This is a genomic window from Stenotrophomonas sp. GW821-FHT02D01 (genome assembly GCF_059421765.1).
In genome coordinates this window covers 315,448-332,410 of the sequence record NZ_JBWKVP010000005.1, presented here as the reverse complement: position 1 = coordinate 332,410, position 16,963 = coordinate 315,448, and the positions used below count along the sequence as shown (strand labels likewise).

Genomic DNA, 16,963 nt, shown 5'->3' with positions numbered 1-16,963 from the left:
GCTGCCGTTCGACTTGCATGTGTTAGGCCTACCGCCAGCGTTCACTCTGAGCCAGGATCAAACTCTTCACTTAAAACAGCATTGTCCGAAGACAAAAATTTAAAGCTGCAGATGAATGATTCTGGCAACGTATCGCTTGCTTTAAAACAATTAATAGTTGCTTGATCAAACGTCTGCAAGATGGACAATCATCCTTCCTGCAGGCGCCTTCACAAGATACCTGCGCATACTTTCAAAGATCTTGGGAAGTGGCCTCAGCGCCGTTCCCGTGTGCTGCGAAGTCTCCTTCGAAGCGAGCCGCCTATTATGCCGGACTTTTCGAGTCCGTCAACACCTTTCGTTCGATCATCTCGTTCGTCGGTGGTGGCGTCCCTTGTGCCGCCGAAGCCCTTGTTGGCGACCCCTGCGACGGGGGAGGGAAAGTATGTCCCTATTCGCGGCCTTTGTGAAGGGGGTGTGGCAACTTTTTTCATCGGATGTTGCATCCGTTCATGCAAAGGCGCCGCCACAGGCCCCGCGAACAGCGGCAGAGCGTCAGCGCCGCTCTGCAGGAGCAGAAGCAGGGGCCGGCTGCGCCGGCCCCTGCCTCCGGTCAGGCAGCGACCAGGCGCACGCGGGCGAAGGTACGCTTGCCGACCTGCAGCAGTCCTTCGAAGCCGGGCTGCAGGACCTGCTGACCGTCTTCCACCACTTCGCCGTCCACCTTCACCGCACGCTCCTTGAGCTTGCGGTTGGCCTCGGAGTTGCTCGGGGTCAGACCGGCGGCGGTCAGCAAGGCCGCGATGCGCAGGCCCTCGGCCGGGATGGCCACATCCTGCAGCGGCAGCTGGGTGATGTCGCCCTGCCCGGTAACGGCAGCTTCCCAACCGGCAATCGCCTGCTCGGCCGCTGCGGCATCGTGGAACCGGGTAGCCAGTTCACGGGCCAGGCGCAGCTTCACCACGCGCGGATTCAGACCCGCGGCGATCTGCTCGCGCAGGGAGGCCGCTTCGGCCTGGCTGATATCGAAGGACAGCAGCTCGATCCAACGCCACATCAGGGCGTCATCGACCTTCATGGTCTTGGTGACGATGTCGATGGCCGGCTCGCTGATGCCGATGTAGTTGCCCAGCGACTTGGACATCTTGTTGACGCCATCCAGGCCTTCCAGCAGCGGCATGGTCAACACCACCTGCGGCTTCTGGCCGTGGTGTTCCTGCAGGCCACGGCCCATCAGCAGGTTGAACTTCTGGTCGGTACCACCCAGCTCGACGTCCGCTTCCAGGGCCACCGAGTCGTAGCCCTGCACCAGCGGGTACAGGAATTCGTGGATGGCGATGGACTGCTGGGCGGCATAGCGCTTGGCGAAGTCGTCGCGCTCGAGCATGCGTGCCACGGTGTGCTGGCCGGCAAGGCGGATCATGTCGGCCGCGCTCATCTTGCCGAACCACTCCGAATTGAAGCGGACCTCGGTGCGGCTGCGGTCCAGCACCTTGAACACCTGTTCCTCGTAGGTACGGGCGTTGGCCAGCACGTCGTCGCGGCTGAGCGGCTTGCGGGTCAGGCTCTTGCCGGAGGGGTCGCCGATCATGCCTGTGAAGTCACCGATCAGGAAAATGACCTGGTGGCCAAGGTCCTGGAACTGACGCATCTTGTTCAGCAGCACCGTGTGGCCCAGGTGCAGGTCAGGCGCGGTGGGGTCGAAGCCGGCCTTGATGCGCAGCGGGCGGCCTTCCTGCAGGCGCGCGCGCAGATCCTCGAGCTTGAGGATCTCGTCGGCACCGCGGCCGATCAGGGCAAGGGCTTCTTCAATCGAGGACACGTGACTACTCCCGGCAACGCCGTTTCTTATGTGGGGTGTTAAAGCGAAGTTAACCCGATCGGCTTCACAAAAGCCAATAGGCACAAGGGTTTGACGCGAATTTGTTAGGTGTCTATGTTACCGGCGTTTGGGCCCGCGTTCCCGGGTCAGCCAGAGACCGACATCTGATGCTCAATTCCGATCAAGGCCGCGCACGCAAGCAGCGCTTCCAGGAACGACTCCACGTCCTGCACGACAACGCCCTGCACCGGAAGCTGAGGCAACACCTTCCCGCTGCGTTCAATGAGCGCTGGACGCGCCGCCATTGGATGCACGCCAGCCTGTTTGTGACCATCGGCGCATTGGTGGCCACGATCGTGCCGGGCTTCTCGCACACCATCGATGCCCCCTACGCCGACAGCCACACCAGCCTGGCACTGCCGTTGCCCCCGTTAGCAATGGCCCGCCAGCAGCAGATCCCCGGTGACAGCTGGCAGGTGCTGCGGGTACAGCGCGGGCAGACCCTGAGCGATCTGTTCGACAAGGCCGGCATCTCGGCGACCACCCTGCACCGGGTGCTGGACCATCCGGGTGCGCGCGAATCGCTGACCAAGTTGCGCCCGGGCGCCGAGATCGCCTTCGACATGCCGCTGTCCGGTGACCTGCGCAGCATCCGCTTCGACCGCGACGCCGACAACCGGGTCGAACTGAGCCTGAGCGGTGATGACATCAAGGAAACGGTGACCAAGCGCGAGACGTCCACGCGGACGGTGGTCACCAGCGGCGAGATCACCAGTTCGCTGTATGCGGCTGCACGCCGTGCAGGACTGTCGCCATCGGCAATCGCGACGATGACCGACGACATCTTCAAGTACGACATCGACTTCTCCAAGGACCTGCAGCCGGGCGACCGCTTCAGCGTGGTGATGGATGAGACCTGGCGCGAGGGCGAGAAGGTCGACACCAGCAAGATCCTGGCGGCCACCTTCACCACCGGCGGCAAGACCTACTCCGGCTTCCGCTTCGACCGCAATGGCAAGTCCGAGTACTACGACATCAGCGGCCGTTCGCTGAAGAAGAGCTTCATCCGCATGCCGATCCCGTTCGCGCGGCTGAGTTCGACCTTCGGCGCGCGCAAGCACCCGGTGCTGGGCAAGATGCGCATGCACAAGGGCGTGGATTACGCCGCGCGCACCGGTACCCCGATCATGGCCGCCGGCGACGCGCGGGTGCAGTTCGTCGGCGTGCAACGCGGTTATGGCAACGTGGTGATCCTCGACCACGGCCGTGGCCACACCACCCTGTACGGCCATATGTCGCGCTTTGCCGGGATCAAGAATGGCCAGCGCGTGGCCCAGGGCACGGTGATCGGCTACGTCGGCTCGACCGGCCTGGCGACCGGCCCGCACCTGCACTACGAATTCCGGGTCAATGGCGAGCACCGCAACCCGCTGACGGTGACGATGCCGCCGCCGGAGCCGCTGAAGGGCGCTGAGCTGGTGGCCTTCCGGGCGCAGACCGCGCCGGCGATGGCCCGCATCCAGGGCATGGAGAAGCTGATCTACGCCGACGCCAGCCCCGCGCCGGCTGCCGAAAGCGCGAGCACCGAGGTGGCCAGCGCCAAGGACAAGGTGCCGGCAGGCCGCAAGCGCGGCTGAGCCCTGCGTTGACGAAGGAGGACACGGCAGCACAAGCTTGCCGTGTCCTTTTTTTATGCCCGCCATGAACGCCACTGCCGATCCGTCCCTTCCCCTCTACCTGGGCCTGATGTCAGGCACCAGCGCTGACGGCATCGATGCCGCGCTGGTGCAGTTTCCGGCCGACGGGGGATGCCGCTTCGTGCATGGGCTGACCGCCCGCTGGGAGCCGATGCTTCGGGCAAGGCTGGTAGCCCTTGGCGAAGGCGGCCCGTTGCAGTCGCTGGAAGAGCTGGGCGAGCTGGACGCGCGGATTGCGATCAGCTTCGCCGCCGCCGCCAACCAGCTGCTGGAAGAAGCCGGCGTCGACCGTTCGCAGGTACGAGCCATTGGCTCGCACGGGCAGACGGTACGCCATCGACCGTTGGCCGACCCGGCCTTCACCGTGCAGCTGGGTGACGGCAACCGCATCGCCGAGCTGACCGGGATCACCACCGTGTGCGATTTCCGCCGCCGCGACGTTGCCGCCGGCGGCCATGGGGCACCGCTGATGCCGGCTTTCCACCTGGACATGCTGGGTGCGGCCGATGAGGACCGTGCGGTGCTGAACCTGGGCGGGATCGCCAACCTGACCCTGATTCCCCGCGAAGGCGTCGTGCGTGGCTTCGATACCGGCCCAGCCAACGCACTGATGGATGCCTGGTGCCAACGCCACACCGGTCGCAGCTTCGACGCTGACGGCGCCTACGCGGCCAGCGGTGCGGTGGATGACAGCCTGCTGGCCGGCTGGCGCGCGGATCCGTGGTTTGCGCTGCCACCGCCCAAGAGCACCGGGCGCGAGCAGTTCCACCTGCCATGGGCCGAAGCACACATGGAAGAAGGCCAGTTCGCCGCCGCCGATGTTCAGGCGACGCTGCTGGAGCTGACCGCGGCGACGGTGGTGGATGCGCTGCTGGCCCAGCAACCCGACACCCGGCGCGTTCTGGTGTGTGGCGGTGGTGTGCGCAACGCGCAGTTGATGCGGCGGTTGGCAGCGCGCCTGCCGGGCGTGGTGGTCGAGTCCACGGCGCTGCACGGGCTGGACCCGGAGTATGTGGAGGCGATGGGGTTTGCCTGGCTGGCGCAACGGACGATGGACGGGCTGCCGGGCAACCTGCCGAGCGTGACCGGGGCGAAGGGGCCGCGGATTCTCGGAGCGATTCATCTGGCGTGAGGGGTGGCGCCATCCACGCATGGCGTGGATCTACTGGGCAGTCGGCCCTGCGGGGCTAATCGAAGCCCTGGCCGGCAGGGAGGGCCTGCAGTGCGGCGATCGCGTCGGACAGGGCGTCGACTTCGGGATCGCCGAAGCCGGAGCGGACCTCCAGTTCACTGCTGAACAGGCCCTGCTCCAGCAGCGCCTCGCAGGTCTGTTCGTGGGTCCAGCCACGAGCAACCGCAACCCGTTTGATGCGTTCCAGCAGCAGCGGGTCCAGGTCCCGCAGCACTACGTCGGCCATGCTCACTTCCCCGTTCGCAAGGCACCGCCCCCTCGGCGCGTCGGGGCGATCATCCCGCACGCCGGGGACGCGGGCAACTGTCAGGCCACGGCACGCCGGCGTTGCTGCAGAATCAGCATCGCGCACAGGATCACCACCGGGATCGCGACAAGGGCAGTACCGATGAAGAACAGTGCGTAGCCTTCCAGCAGCGTGCGTCCCTGAGCCAGGGTCTGCACCGACCAGCCGGAAAAGCCCTTCAGCGCCTTGCCGGGCATCGCGTAGAACGAGCTGAGCAAGGCGTACTGGGTGGCGGTATAGCCGATGCTGGTCAAGCTCGACATGTAGGCGATCAGCGCGGTACCCGCGAAACCGCTGGCGAAATTGTCGACGGCCATTGCGACAGCAAAGTGGGTGGTGTCCGGCCCCGAATAGGCCAGCCAGGCGAAGGCGAGGTTGGAGGCCGGGCCCAGCACGGCGCCAGCCAACAGCGCCGCCAGCACGCCCCAGCGCACGGACACCAGGCCAGCAGCGGCGATGCCGATGAAGGTGGCCACCAGGCCGACCGACCCACGCACGGCGCCCACGGTGTCCTCGTCCAGCCCGAGATCGACATAGAACGGATTGGCCATCGGCCCCATGACGAAGTCGGCCATGCGGTAGACGCTGATCGCCACCAGGATCAGGATCGCGCCGCTGCGATGTTCGCGTACGAACGCCACGAACGGGCCGACCACTGCATCGAACAGGCCGCGTGGCGTCCACAACGAGGCGGCCTGCGCCTGCACTGCCTGGATCTCGCGGGCCGGCTCGCGGGCCATGACCACCGCCACCACGCCCAGTGCCATCAGCGCGGCCATCAGCTCATAGGACACCTGCCAGCCGACGCGGGCGGCGATGATCAGGATCAGGGCATCGGTGACCAGCAGCGCTGTGCGATAGCCCAGCGCGGACGATGAAGTCAGCAGGCCAAGCTGTTCACTGTTGTCTGCGCTCTCGATGCGCCAGGCGTCGATCACGATGTCCTGGGTGGCCGAGGCGAAGGCCACCACCACGGCCATCGCGCCGAAGACCACCACATGCTCCCAAGCGATTCCCAGCAGCAGCAACTGGCCGCCCTTGGGCTGGATCAACGCCATGCCGACCAGGCCCACCGCGGCGACGATCTGCGACAGCAGCATCCAGCCACGACGACGCCCCAGCCGACCGAACAGTGGCACGTCGGCCTTGTCGACGATCGGCGCCCACAGGAACTTCATCGTGTAAGCCAGGCCCACCCACGACAGGAAGCCGATGGTGCTCAGCTCGATGCCTTCCTTGCGCATCCAGAAGCCAAGCGTGTTGCCCACCAGGTAGATCGGCAGACCCGAACTGAAACCCAGCAGCAGCATCGCCAGCACCTTGCGCTGGCGCAGGTTGGCCAGCACCTGTCGCCAGGAACGGCGTGGCTTGGCAGCCTCGGTCACAGGTCGTAGTCCACGATGAACGGCGCGTGGTCGGAGAAGCGCTGGTCGCGGTAGATCGAGCAGCTGCGCAGGCGGTCACGCAGGCCCGAAGTGATGAACTGGTAGTCGATGCGCCAACCAACGTTGTTGGCGCGAGCGGCGCCACGGTTGCTCCACCAGGTGTAGTCCTCGCCGGTCGGGTTGAGCAGGCGGTAGGCATCGGCCCAGCCGCGACCGGTGGCCACGTCGGTGGCCTGGCCATGGTCGGCACACAGGGCATTGAGCCAGTCGCGTTCCTCGGGCAGGCAGCCGGAGTTCTTCTGGTTGGACTTCCAGTTCTTGATGTCCAGCGCCGAGCGGACGATGTTCCAGTCGCCACACAGCACGTAGTCGCGGCCACTGCGCGCCCATTCCTCGAGGATCGGCCGCAGCCACTCCATCACTTCGAACTTGAAGCCCTGGCGCAGGTCGCCCGAACTGCCGGACGGGATATAGAAGGAGACCACGCTGAGGTTGCCGAAGCGGGCCTCGATGTAGCGGCCTTCGTCGTCGAACGGGGCCCAGCCCAGCGAGGTGATGACCTGGTCCGGTTCGCGCTTGCTGTAGATCGCCACGCCGCTGTAGCCCTTCTTGGTGATGGCATCGCGGTAGAAGCAATGGTGGCCGTCCGGGCGGAACATCGGGTCGGTCAGCTGGTCTTCCTGGGCCTTGGTCTCCTGGATGCAGAGGACGTCGGCGTCCTGGCCACGGAACCAGTCGAGGAAGCCCTTGGTGGCGGCCGAGCGGATGCCATTGGCGTTGAAGCTGATGATGCGCATGCGGAAGAACCTACGGCGGGAAACCGGGCAAGCATACCGGTTGCCTGCCGGGCTGAGCAGCCCGCGGGGGCAGCTGCGGATACCTGCGTGAAGGGGCCGGACGAGCGCAGAAAGCCCAGCTGGATTAGGATTTGCGCTCCAAATGAAGATGAATCGAGTTTTGATGAGCGACCACCGTCACCGTTTCCTGCAGCTGGCCCTGACCGCCGATGCCCTGCGCTTCGGCCAGTTCACCCTCAAGTCCGGCCGGCTGAGCCCCTATTTCTTCAACGCCGGCCGTTTCGACTCCGGTTCCCTGCTGTCGCAGCTGGGTGCGTGCTATTCCGACGCCATCGACGCCACCGGGATCAAGTACGACGTGGTGTTCGGCCCGGCCTACAAGGGCATTCCGCTGGCCACCGCAATGGCCTGCGAGCTGGCCCAGCGTGGCCGCGACCTGCCGCTGTCGTTCAACCGCAAGGAAGTGAAGGACCATGGTGAAGGCGGCCAGCTGATCGGCGCCGACATGACCGGCAAGCGCGTGCTGATCGTCGACGACGTGATCACCGCCGGCACCGCCATCCGCGAGGCGCTGGCGATCATCCGCGCTGCGGGCGGTATTCCGGCCGGCATCGTGGTGGCCCTGGACCGCCAGGAGATCGCCTCGGACAGCGACCATCGCTCCGCCGCACAGGCCGTGGCCGAAGAAGCCGGCATCCCGGTGATCGCCGTGGCGACGCTGGCCGACCTGCTTGATTTCGCTTCCGGAAATCCGGAACTTGTAGGCTACCGGCAGCCGCTGGAGGCCTATCGCGCCCAGTACGGCGTCCGTTCCACGCGCTGACCACCAGGGGGAAGGTCGCATGTTCCGAGTTCCTGCCATCGTTGCTGCCAGCCTGCTGCTGGTGATGCCGCAGACGCTGCTGGCACAGTCCGGCGGCAAGGCCGCAGACAAGAAGCTGTACTGCTGGAACGAGGGCAAGGAGCGGATCTGCAGCGATGCGCTGCCGGCCGATGCGGTCAACCACGCCCGCGATGAGTTCAGCGCCAACAGCGGCCTGCGCAACGCGCAGGTGCAGCGCGCGTTGAGCGATGAGGAACGCGCTGCCGCCAGCACGGCGGCAGCGCAGGTCCAGCTGGACCAGATGGCCAAAGAGACCCGGCAGCGTACCGAACAAGCGATGCTGACCACCTACGGTGATGAGAATGCGCTGCGGCGCGTGTTCGCCGAGCGCCAGGAGGTGCTCGACAACAACCTCAAGACCGCCCAGTACAACGTTGCCAGCCTGCGCGAATCGCTGGTGGCCCTGCTTGCTGCCGCCGGCGACCGCGAACTGGCGGGCGGCAAGGTGGCCGACAAGCAGGCCCAGGCGATCGCCCAGCGCCATGCGCAGCTGCAGTCGCAGCAACGGCTGCTGGCCAGTTTCGAACAGCAGCAGCAGGCATTGAAAGTCGAGATCGAAAGCAGCCTGCAACGCTATCGGCAGCTGAAGGGATTGGCGCCGGTGGACGTGCCGGCACAGACCCCGGCGGGTTGAGAGGCACGCTGCTCGCCGGGCATGGCCCGGCGCTACCGCATGCCGGGTTACGGCCTGGACCCTGAAATTTATGCACTCTTTACGCGTCGGCCCTGTCCGGCGCGTAGTGCGTTTATGGGGGTGGGGACGACGATGACGCCCTGAGGTGGAGGGGTTCCACCAGGTCTCAATTCCATGTCCCCCTGGCTGTCGTTGCTGTGTGGCGTGCTGGTGCTGGTTGCCGCCGCCTATCTTCTTTATGTCGTGCTGCGGCCCGAGTCGTTCTGAGCGGAGCCTGCCATGACTGAAATTCTTATCATTCTTGCCGCCAGCCTGGTGCTGGCATGGCCACTGGGCCTGTACCTTGCCCGGGTGATGCGCGGCACGCCGATGAAGGTCGACGTGCTGTTCCACTGGATCGAAAAGCCGCTGTACAAGGTGCTCGGTGTTGATCCGTCACGTTCGATGTCCTGGCGGGGTTACGTGCTGGCGTTCGTGCTCAGCAACGTGGTGATCGCGGTGCTGACCCAGGCCGTATTCATGACCCAGGCGTGGTTGCCGTTGAATCCGGACCAGATCCCGAACATGCGCTGGGATACGGCGCTGCACACGATGATCTCGTTCCTGACCAACACCAACCAGCAGCACTATTCCGGCCAGGCACAGCTGTCCTACTTCTCGCAGATGACCGGCATCACCGGCCTGCAGGTAGTGACGCCGATGATGGGCCTGGCGCTGGCCGTGGCCACGTTGCGTGCATTGTTCTCGCGTGCACCGAAGTCCGTCACCGCGCCCGCTGCGGGTGATGACCGCCAGGTGGCGGTGGGCAATTACTACGCGGACGTCGTGCGCCTGTGCGTGCGCTTCCTGCTGCCGCTGTGCCTGGTCTGGACGCTGCTGCTGACCAGCCAGGGCGTGCCCTCCACGATGGCCGGTGGCCCGCAGGCCACGCCGATCGATGCCAGTGCCGGCATGGCGCAGCAGAAGCTGCCGCTGGGCCCGGTTGCGGCGATGGTCGCGGCCAAACAGTTGGGTGCCAATGGTGGCGGCTGGTATGGCCCGAACAGCAGCTTCCCGCTGGAGAACCCGACCCCGGTGTCGAACATGCTGGAGGTGATCGGCATCCTGCTGGTGCCGATGGCGGTGATCTTCATGATCGGCGCGTTCACCGGGCGCCGTCGTTTCGGCGCGCTGGTATTCAGCTGCATGCTCGGCATGTCGCTGCTGTCCACCGGTGCGATGGTATGGAGCGAGGGCCATAGTGCCAGCGCGACCACGCCGCTGCTGATGGAAGGCAAGGAAGTACGCTTCGGCGCCGATGGCACCGCGCTGTGGGCGGCGGTGACCACCCAGGTCTCCAACGGTTCGGTCAACGGCATGCACGATTCGCTGAGCCCGCTGTCTGGCGGCCTGGCGATGGTCAACATGCTGGTCAGCGCGATCTGGGGCGGCATCGGCTGCGGCCTGCAGCAGTTCATCGTGTACCTGCTGCTGGGTGTGTTCCTGGCCGGGCTGATGACCGGCCGTACACCGGAACTGTTCGGCCGCAAGCTGGAAACGCCGCAGGTGCGCCTGCTGGCACTGCTGGTGCTGCTGCAGCCGATCACCCTGCTGCTGTTCACCGCGATCACGCTGGCCGTGCCGGGTCTGGCGGGCACCTCCAATCCCGGCTTCCATGGCATCAGCCAGGTGTTCTACGAGTACGTCTCGGCCTACGCCAACAACGGCTCGGGCTTCGAGGGACTGGGTGACGCCACGCCCTGGTGGAACCTGAGCTGCTCGCTGGTGCTGCTGCTGGGCCGCTTCCCGCTGCTGATCATCCCGCTGGTGGTGGCCGCACAGCTGGCCGCCAAGCGGCAGGCCCCTGAATCGGCCGGCAGCCTGCAGATCGAAACCCCGACGTTCGCCCTGACCCTGGTCTCGGTGATCGTCATCCTGACCGTGCTGCAGTTCATGCCGGCGCTGGTACTCGGCCCGATCGCCGACCACCTGAGCCTGGGACTGCACTGAGGACACCCCATGAGTAGTCACGCAACCGCAAACCGTTCCTCTTCCGTGGCTTCCCGCCCGGCCCTGCTCGATGCCGCCGGCCTGCGCCGCGCGCTCATCGAGGCCGTACGCAAGCTGTCGCCGACGCATCTGGTGCGCAGCCCGGTGATGGCGGTGGTGATGGCCGGCACGATCGTCGCCGCGATCATCACGCTGACCGGCAATGCGCCGCTGGGCTTCGGCCTGGCGGTGACCGCGATCCTGCTGGTCACCGTGCTGTTCGGCAACTTCGCCGAGGCTGTGGCCGAAGCACGTGGCCGTGGCCAGGCCGCCTCGCTGCGCCGCGCCCGCCAGGACCTGGTGGCGCGTCGCCTGGCGTCGGCGCAGGCCGGTGCCAGCGAAACCCAGGTGCCCGCTGCGGAACTGCGCCCCGGTGACCACGTGATCGTCAGTGCTGGCGAACTGGTGCCGGCCGACGGCGAGATCGTGCAGGGCCTGGCCACCATCAACGAAGCGGCGGTAACCGGCGAGTCGGCACCGGTGCTGCGCGAGGCGGGTACTGATCGCTCCGGCGTGATCGGCGGCACCAAGGTGCTGTCCGACCAGATCGTCGTACGCATCACCGCCGAGCCGGGGCACAGCTTCCTGGACCGCATGATCGCGCTGGTGGAAGGCGCCAACCGGCAGAAAACGCCGAATGAGATCGCGCTGACCCTGCTGCTGGCGGCAATGACGCTGACCTTCCTGGTAGTGGTGGCGACGCTGCCGGCGATCGGTGCGTCGGTGGGCGTCAAGGTGGATCCGCTGCTGCTGATCGCGCTGCTGGTGTGCCTGATCCCGACCACCATTGGTGGCCTGCTGCCGGCCATCGGCATCGCTGGCATGAACCGCGCGCTGGCCGCCAACGTGCTGGCCAAGTCGGGCAAGGCGGTGGAAGTGGCCGGTGACGTCGACGTGCTGCTGCTCGACAAGACCGGCACCATCACCTACGGCGACCGCCAGGCCAGCCACTTCCATGCATTGGCCGGGATCGACGCCGACCAGCTGCGTGAGGCGGCACTGCTGTCATCGCTGGCCGACCCCACCCCGGAAGGCAAGTCGATCGTGCGCCTGGCCCGCGAGCAGGGCTGCACCACCGCCGAGCCGGACCAGGCCGACTACCTGGCCTTCAGTGCGCAGACCCGCATGTCCGGTGTCGACCTGATGCACGGCCGGCAGATCCGCAAGGGCGCTGCCGATGCGATCCGCGCCCATGTGCAGGCACTTGGCGGCACCGTACCGGCCGAACTGGCCGGGCGCGTGGACCAGGTCGCACGCAACGGTGCTACGCCGCTGGTGGTGGCCGAGGGTCGGCATGTGCTGGGCGTGATCGAGCTGTCGGACGTGGTCAAGCACGGCATGCGCGAGAAGTTCGCACAGCTGCGGGCGATGGGCATCCGCACGGTGATGATCACCGGCGACAACCCACTGACGGCTGCTGCGATCGCCGCCGAAGCCGGCGTGGATGACTACATCGCCGAGGCACGGCCCGAGGACAAGCTGGCCCGCATCCGTGCCGAGCAGGCCGGTGGCCGCCTGGTGGCGATGGTCGGCGACGGTACCAACGATGCGCCGGCGCTGGCCCAGGCCGACATCGGCCTGGCGATGAATTCGGGCACGCAGGCGGCCAAGGAAGCCGGCAACATGGTCGATCTGGATTCGGATCCGGCCAAGCTGCTGGCGGTGGTGGAGGTGGGCAAGCAGCAGCTGATCACCCGCGGCGCGCTGACCACGTTCTCACTGGCCAACGATGTGTCCAAGTACTTCGCGATCCTGCCGGCGTTGTTTGCCGCCACCGTGCCTGCGATGGCCGCGCTGAACGTGATGCAGCTGTCGAGCCCGCGCAACGCGGTACTGGCGGCGCTGATCTTCAATGCCCTGGTGATTCCCGCCCTGATCCCGCTCGCACTGCGCGGTGTGCGCTTCCGCCCGGCCACGGCAACGGCGCTGCTGCGCCGGAACATGCTGGTGTACGGCCTGGGTGGCGTGCTGCTGCCGTTCGCGGCGATCAAATTGATCGACCTTCTTCTTGTCCTGGTATTCGGCGCATGAACCGTTCTGACTCCCCTTCCCTTTCCCGCGAGCTGAAGCGCGAGGCACGCGTGGCCACGCTGCAGGATGGCGCCAACTGGCGCCCGGCCATCGGCCTGGGCGTGGCCACCCTGCTGCTGGCCGGTGCGGTCTACGCCGGCATCGCCACCGGTTTTGCCGGCCTGTCCTTCCCGGCGCAGGCCGAAGGCAGCCTGCTGCGCGATGGCAGCGGTCAGGTGCGTGCGTCGGCATGGCTGTCGCAGCCCTTCACCGGCGATGGCTACTTCCAGGCGCGACCGTCGGCCGCCAACTACGACCCGATGGCGGCAGCCGGTTCCAACCTTGCCCGCAGCAACCCGGCGCTGGCCGAGCGTGTGGCGGCGAGCACCGCAGCAGTGGCCGCGCGCGAAGGCGTAACGCCCGCGCAGGTTCCTGCCGATCTGGTCACCCAGTCCGGCGGCGGCCTGGATCCGCAGTTGTCGCCGGCGGCAGCGCAGCTGCAGGTGGCCCGGGTGGCGCGTGCGCGTGGCCTGCCCGTCGAGCAGGTACAGGCATTGGTGAAGGCCAACACGCAGGGCCGGCAATGGGGCGTATTCGGCCAGCCACGGGTGAACGTGGTGACGCTGAACTTCGCGCTGGACCACGCGGCACGCGCGCCGTGATGCAGGGCTGCACCCGCTGCGCGCACAATGGCGGCCATGACAGCGGCTCCCATGACTGATCTGCGGACCCGCCAGGCCAACGCCCTGGTGGAAGGACTGCAACGCGAAGCCGGTGGCAAGCTCACCGTGTTCCTGGGCGCTGCGCCCGGCGTCGGCAAGACCTACGCCATGCTGACCCGCGCGCAGGAACAGCTGCGCCGTGGCGTGGACCTGGTGGTCGGGCTGGTGGAGACCCACGGCCGTGCCGATACCCAGGCCCTGCTGGAAGGCCTGCCACGGCTGCCGCTGAAGGACGTGGCCTACCATGGCCACGACCTGCAGGAGATGGACCTGGACGCCGTGCTGGCGAGGAAACCAGCGCTGGTGCTGGTGGACGAGCTGGCCCATCGCAATGCGCCGGGCAGCCGCCACGAACGGCGCTGGCAGGACGTGATGGAACTGCTGGACGCCGGCATCGACGTCTGGACCACGGTCAACATCCAGCATCTGGAAAGCCTCAACGATGTGGTGATGCGCATCACCGGCGTGCGTGTCAGCGAGACCGTGCCCGATGGCGTACTCGACCGCCTGCATGACATCGTGCTGGTCGACCTGCCGCCGCGCGAACTGATCGCGCGCCTGCAGCAGGGCAAGGTGTACGTGCCCGAGCAGGCCGCACAGGCCCTGCAGGCGTTCTTCTCCCCGGCCAACCTGACTGCATTGCGCGAGCTGGCGATGCAGGAGGCCGCCGACCGTGTCGACAGCAGCCTGCGCGAAGCACGCGCCGCGCGCGGCGAGAGCAATCTGCCGCTGCGGCGTGGCGTGCTGGTGGCAATCGATGGCGGTGGCCAGAGCGAATACCTGGTGCGGGTGGCCCGACGCATCGCCGAACGCCGCGATGCACCGTGGACGGTAGTGACGGTGCAGGGACGCCGCCAGGACGAAGCGACCCGGCGCGAGATCGATGCTGCGTTCGCGCTGGCCCGCCGCCTCGGCGGCGAAGCCGAGCTGCTGCACGGTTCAAGCATCGCCGATGCATTGCTCGACCACGCCGCGCACAACGGCGTATCGACGCTGGTACTGGGCCGTACCCGCGAACGGCCGCTGGCGCGGATGTTCAACCGCACCCTGACCCAGCAGCTGATCCAGCGCGGCGCGCACTACGAGATCACCATCATCAGCACGCCGCAGGCGCGTGCGCGTTCCCGTCGAGAGGGCCTGCTGCCACCGATGCGCGGGGTCAGCCACGAACCGTTGCAGGCCCTGATCGCCACCGCCCTCGCCTGCGCGGTGGCATGGCTGGTCGAACGCTGGGTGGGCATGGCCGATCTGTCGATGGTGTTCATCGTGGCGGTGGTGCTGGTGGCTGCACGTACCCGTGCCAGCGTCGCGGTGATGGCGGCGATCCTGTGTTTCCTTGCCTACAACTTCCTGTTCATCGCGCCGCGCTTCACCTTCGCCATCGGCGCGCGACAGGGCGTGATCACCGTGTTCCTGTTCCTGGCTGCGGCGCTGGTTGCCGGACGCCTGGCGTCGCGCCTGCGCATGCAGGTGATCGCCCTGCGCGCGGCCAACCGCCATGCGCGCGCACGCCAGCAGCTGGGCCGGCAGCTGGCCAGTGCGGCCGGCAATGGTGAAGTGGCACAGGCCGGCCGGCATGCGCTGGAACAGGCCATGGATGTACCGGCCTGGCTACGGATCGGCGCCGATACCGCCGCCGGTGGCCGCAGCCTGCCTGGTGATACCGATCTGGCGGCGGCCGACTGGGCCCTGCGTCATGGCCAACCCAGTGGCCGCTTCACCGATACCCTGGCCGGCGCGCAATGGTGGTTCCTGCCGCTGCTGGACGGCGAAGACCGTGCGATCGGCGTGGCCGGCCTGTACCTGCCGGGTGCGCAGGCGCGGCTGCTGCCCGAACAACGCCAGCTGGCCGAAGCGATGGTCGACGACATCGCCCAGGCCGCGTTGCGCACCCGCCTGGTGGCCGAGCTGGAACAGGCACATGTGAGCAACGAGACCGAGCGGCTGCGCTCTGCCCTGCTCTCGTCGGTTTCTCACGACCTGCGTTCGCCGCTGGCAGCGATGATCGGCTCGGCTGACAGCCTGGCCAGCTACGGTACGGCGATGGATCTGGCCGACCGCCGCGCGTTGCTGGACACCATCCTGGTCGAAGGCGAGCGCCTGGACCGCTACATCCAGAACCTGCTGGACATGACCCGGCTCGGCCACGAGGGCCTGAAGATCAACCGCGACTGGATAGGCGTGGACGAGCTGATCGGTTCAGCCGCCCGCCGCCTGCAGCGCTACCAGCCGAAGGTGCGGCTGGAGCTGGATATTCCGGCAACGCTGGCACCGATCTGGGTGCATCCGGCGCTGGTGGAACAGGCGGTGTTCAACGTGATGGAGAACGCCGCCAAGTTCTCGCCAGCCGATGCCGCCGTGCAGGTGCTGGCGCGCGAACTGGACGGTCAGCTGCGCATCGACGTGATCGATGCCGGCCCCGGCATTCCCGACGACGAGCGCGCGCGCATCTTCGACATGTTCTACAGCGTCGAACGCGGCGACCGCGGCCGCCACGGCACCGGCCTGGGCCTGACCATCTGCCAGGGGATGATCGGCGCACACGGCGGCAGCGTGCAGGCGCTGCCCGGGCGCGACGGTCGCGGTACCCTGATCCGCATCACCCTGCCCCTGCTCAAGCCAGCCTCCCACGATGAGTCCGACCCCGACTGATGCCAGCACGCCGGCCGCGCGCGTGCTGGTGATCGACGATGAAACCCAGATCCGCCGGTTCCTGGACATCAGCCTGCGCGCGCAGGGCTACCAGGTACGCCAGGCCGCGACCGGCCAGGAAGGCCTGCAGATGGCCGCCAGCGAGGACATGGACCTGGTGATCCTGGACATCGGCCTGCCGGACATGGAAGGCCATGAGGTGCTGGAACAGCTGCGGCAGTGGAGCCAGGTGCCGGTGATCATGCTGACCGTGCGTGCCGGTGAAACCGAGAAGGTGCGTGCACTGGACAACGGCGCCAACGACTACGTGACCAAACCCTTCGGTACCCAGGAGCTGATGGCGCGGGTGCGGGCGCTGCTGCGCACACGCAGCGTGCCGACCGATGGCACGCCGCCGGTGTTCGACGATGGCCACCTGCACGTGGACCTGGTGCGCCGTGAAGTGGCGATCGACGGCGAGCTGGTGGCATTGACCCGCAAGGAGTACGCGCTGTTGTCGCTGCTGCTGCGCAATGCCGGGCGGGTGGTGACGCAACCGCAGATCCTGCAGGAAATCTGGGGACCCACCCACCAGCACGACACCCACTACCTGCGCATCCTGGTCGGCAAGCTGCGGCACAAACTGGGCGACTCGGCACTGGATTCGCGCTACCTGTTCACCGAACCGGGCGTGGGGTTGCGGTTCAAGGGGTGAGGCGTGCCGACCAACGGTCGGCACCCACCAGACAAGTAGATCCACGCCATGCGTGGATGGACATCCATCGAAATCGAAAATTTCGACAATTCATCGAAGAACATCCACGCATGGCGTGGATCTACCGTGTCGACCAAGGTCGACACCTACCGAGAGCAGCCGAGCAGGGCGTGCCGGGCGCA

14 protein-coding genes and 1 rRNA gene are annotated in these 16,963 nt (G+C 66.8%); 10 read left to right on the top strand and 5 right to left on the bottom strand.

What is annotated here, in order from left to right:
- Window positions 1–73: ribosomal RNA gene (locus AC07UW_RS13115) — 16S ribosomal RNA — on the bottom strand; the annotation flags it as partial.
- A gap of 519 nt (window positions 74–592) precedes the next feature.
- Entirely contained in the window at window positions 593–1,801 is a 1,209-nt protein-coding gene (gene tyrS, locus AC07UW_RS13110) for a tyrosine--tRNA ligase (RefSeq protein WP_032977018.1), read from the bottom strand.
- Between the two features lie 167 nt (window positions 1,802–1,968).
- On the opposite strand from tyrS, the gene AC07UW_RS13105 reads away from it, so the two are divergent.
- Together AC07UW_RS13105 and AC07UW_RS13100 are read left to right on the top strand one after the other, a co-directional pair.
- Window positions 1,969–3,438, top strand: coding sequence for a M23 family metallopeptidase (locus AC07UW_RS13105; protein WP_223497540.1), 1,470 nt, complete (start codon window positions 1,969–1,971; stop codon window positions 3,436–3,438).
- 64 nt (window positions 3,439–3,502) lie between these two features.
- Entirely contained in the window at window positions 3,503–4,630 is a 1,128-nt protein-coding gene (locus AC07UW_RS13100; protein WP_495212195.1) for an anhydro-N-acetylmuramic acid kinase, read from the top strand.
- Between the two features lie 55 nt (window positions 4,631–4,685).
- Here AC07UW_RS13100 and AC07UW_RS13095 read toward each other — a convergent pair whose 3' ends face one another.
- The 3 genes from AC07UW_RS13095 to AC07UW_RS13085 form a co-directional block, all read right to left on the bottom strand.
- On the bottom strand, window positions 4,686–4,916 hold the full coding sequence (locus tag AC07UW_RS13095) for a hypothetical protein (protein ID WP_223497538.1): 231 nt from the start codon (window positions 4,914–4,916) through the stop codon (window positions 4,686–4,688).
- An 80-nt stretch (window positions 4,917–4,996) separates the two neighbouring features.
- Window positions 4,997–6,361 carry an AmpG family muropeptide MFS transporter gene (locus AC07UW_RS13090; RefSeq protein ID WP_093821302.1) on the bottom strand — a complete coding sequence of 455 codons (1,365 nt, stop codon included), beginning with the start codon at window positions 6,359–6,361 and terminating at the stop codon, window positions 4,997–4,999.
- Entirely contained in the window at window positions 6,358–7,158 is an 801-nt protein-coding gene (locus AC07UW_RS13085; RefSeq protein ID WP_495212194.1) for an exodeoxyribonuclease III, read from the bottom strand. Before AC07UW_RS13085 ends, AC07UW_RS13090 begins: the two co-directional genes overlap by 4 nt.
- A 163-nt stretch (window positions 7,159–7,321) precedes the next feature.
- On the opposite strand from AC07UW_RS13085, the gene pyrE reads away from it, so the two are divergent.
- The 8 genes from pyrE to AC07UW_RS13045 all read left to right on the top strand — a co-directional run bounded on the left by pyrE (window position 7,322) and on the right by AC07UW_RS13045 (window position 16,781).
- A complete protein-coding gene (pyrE, locus tag AC07UW_RS13080; protein ID WP_025879424.1) occupies window positions 7,322–7,981 on the top strand; it encodes an orotate phosphoribosyltransferase in 660 nt (219 codons plus the stop codon).
- Between the two features lie 19 nt (window positions 7,982–8,000).
- Window positions 8,001–8,675, top strand: a complete 675-nt coding sequence (locus tag AC07UW_RS13075; RefSeq protein ID WP_223497536.1) for a hypothetical protein — start codon at window positions 8,001–8,003, stop codon at window positions 8,673–8,675.
- A gap of 174 nt (window positions 8,676–8,849) precedes the next feature.
- Complete coding sequence (locus AC07UW_RS13070) at window positions 8,850–8,942, top strand: potassium-transporting ATPase subunit F (protein ID WP_005407770.1); 93 nt, start codon at window positions 8,850–8,852, stop codon at window positions 8,940–8,942.
- Between the two features lie 12 nt (window positions 8,943–8,954).
- Complete coding sequence (gene kdpA, locus AC07UW_RS13065) at window positions 8,955–10,664, top strand: potassium-transporting ATPase subunit KdpA (protein WP_495212193.1); 1,710 nt, start codon at window positions 8,955–8,957, stop codon at window positions 10,662–10,664.
- A gap of 9 nt (window positions 10,665–10,673) precedes the next feature.
- Complete coding sequence (gene kdpB / locus AC07UW_RS13060) at window positions 10,674–12,734, top strand: potassium-transporting ATPase subunit KdpB (RefSeq protein WP_223497534.1); 2,061 nt, start codon at window positions 10,674–10,676, stop codon at window positions 12,732–12,734.
- Window positions 12,731–13,375 carry a potassium-transporting ATPase subunit KdpC gene (gene kdpC, locus AC07UW_RS13055; protein WP_223497533.1) on the top strand — a complete coding sequence of 215 codons (645 nt, stop codon included), beginning with the start codon at window positions 12,731–12,733 and terminating at the stop codon, window positions 13,373–13,375. Before kdpB ends, kdpC begins: the two co-directional genes overlap by 4 nt.
- Before the next feature lie 51 nt (window positions 13,376–13,426).
- The gene (locus AC07UW_RS13050; RefSeq protein ID WP_025879419.1) at window positions 13,427–16,087 is read left to right on the top strand and encodes an ATP-binding protein; all 2,661 of its coding nucleotides are present in this window, start codon (window positions 13,427–13,429) and stop codon (window positions 16,085–16,087) included.
- Window positions 16,068–16,781, top strand: coding sequence for a response regulator transcription factor (locus AC07UW_RS13045; protein WP_495212192.1), 714 nt, complete (start codon window positions 16,068–16,070; stop codon window positions 16,779–16,781). The genes AC07UW_RS13050 and AC07UW_RS13045 overlap by 20 nt, the downstream gene beginning before the upstream one ends.
- Window positions 16,782–16,963 lie beyond the last annotated feature (182 nt).

Bases quoted from the DNA above. Each gene is read 5' to 3' on its own strand.
- AC07UW_RS13105 (WP_223497540.1), top strand. From the start codon at position 1,969: ATGCTCAATTCCGATCAAGGCCGCGCACGCAAGCAGCGCTTCCAGGAA.
- AC07UW_RS13100 (WP_495212195.1), top strand. From the start codon at position 3,503: ATGAACGCCACTGCCGATCCGTCCCTTCCCCTCTACCTGGGCCTGATG.
- AC07UW_RS13095 (WP_223497538.1), bottom strand. From the start codon at position 4,916: ATGGCCGACGTAGTGCTGCGGGACCTGGACCCGCTGCTGCTGGAACGC.
- AC07UW_RS13085 (WP_495212194.1), bottom strand. From the start codon at position 7,158: ATGCGCATCATCAGCTTCAACGCCAATGGCATCCGCTCGGCCGCCACC.
- pyrE (WP_025879424.1), top strand. From the start codon at position 7,322: ATGAGCGACCACCGTCACCGTTTCCTGCAGCTGGCCCTGACCGCCGAT.
- AC07UW_RS13075 (WP_223497536.1), top strand. From the start codon at position 8,001: ATGTTCCGAGTTCCTGCCATCGTTGCTGCCAGCCTGCTGCTGGTGATG.
- AC07UW_RS13070 (WP_005407770.1), top strand. From the start codon at position 8,850: ATGTCCCCCTGGCTGTCGTTGCTGTGTGGCGTGCTGGTGCTGGTTGCC.
- kdpA (WP_495212193.1), top strand. From the start codon at position 8,955: ATGACTGAAATTCTTATCATTCTTGCCGCCAGCCTGGTGCTGGCATGG.
- kdpB (WP_223497534.1), top strand. From the start codon at position 10,674: ATGAGTAGTCACGCAACCGCAAACCGTTCCTCTTCCGTGGCTTCCCGC.
- kdpC (WP_223497533.1), top strand. From the start codon at position 12,731: ATGAACCGTTCTGACTCCCCTTCCCTTTCCCGCGAGCTGAAGCGCGAG.
- AC07UW_RS13050 (WP_025879419.1), top strand. From the start codon at position 13,427: ATGACTGATCTGCGGACCCGCCAGGCCAACGCCCTGGTGGAAGGACTG.
- AC07UW_RS13045 (WP_495212192.1), top strand. From the start codon at position 16,068: ATGAGTCCGACCCCGACTGATGCCAGCACGCCGGCCGCGCGCGTGCTG.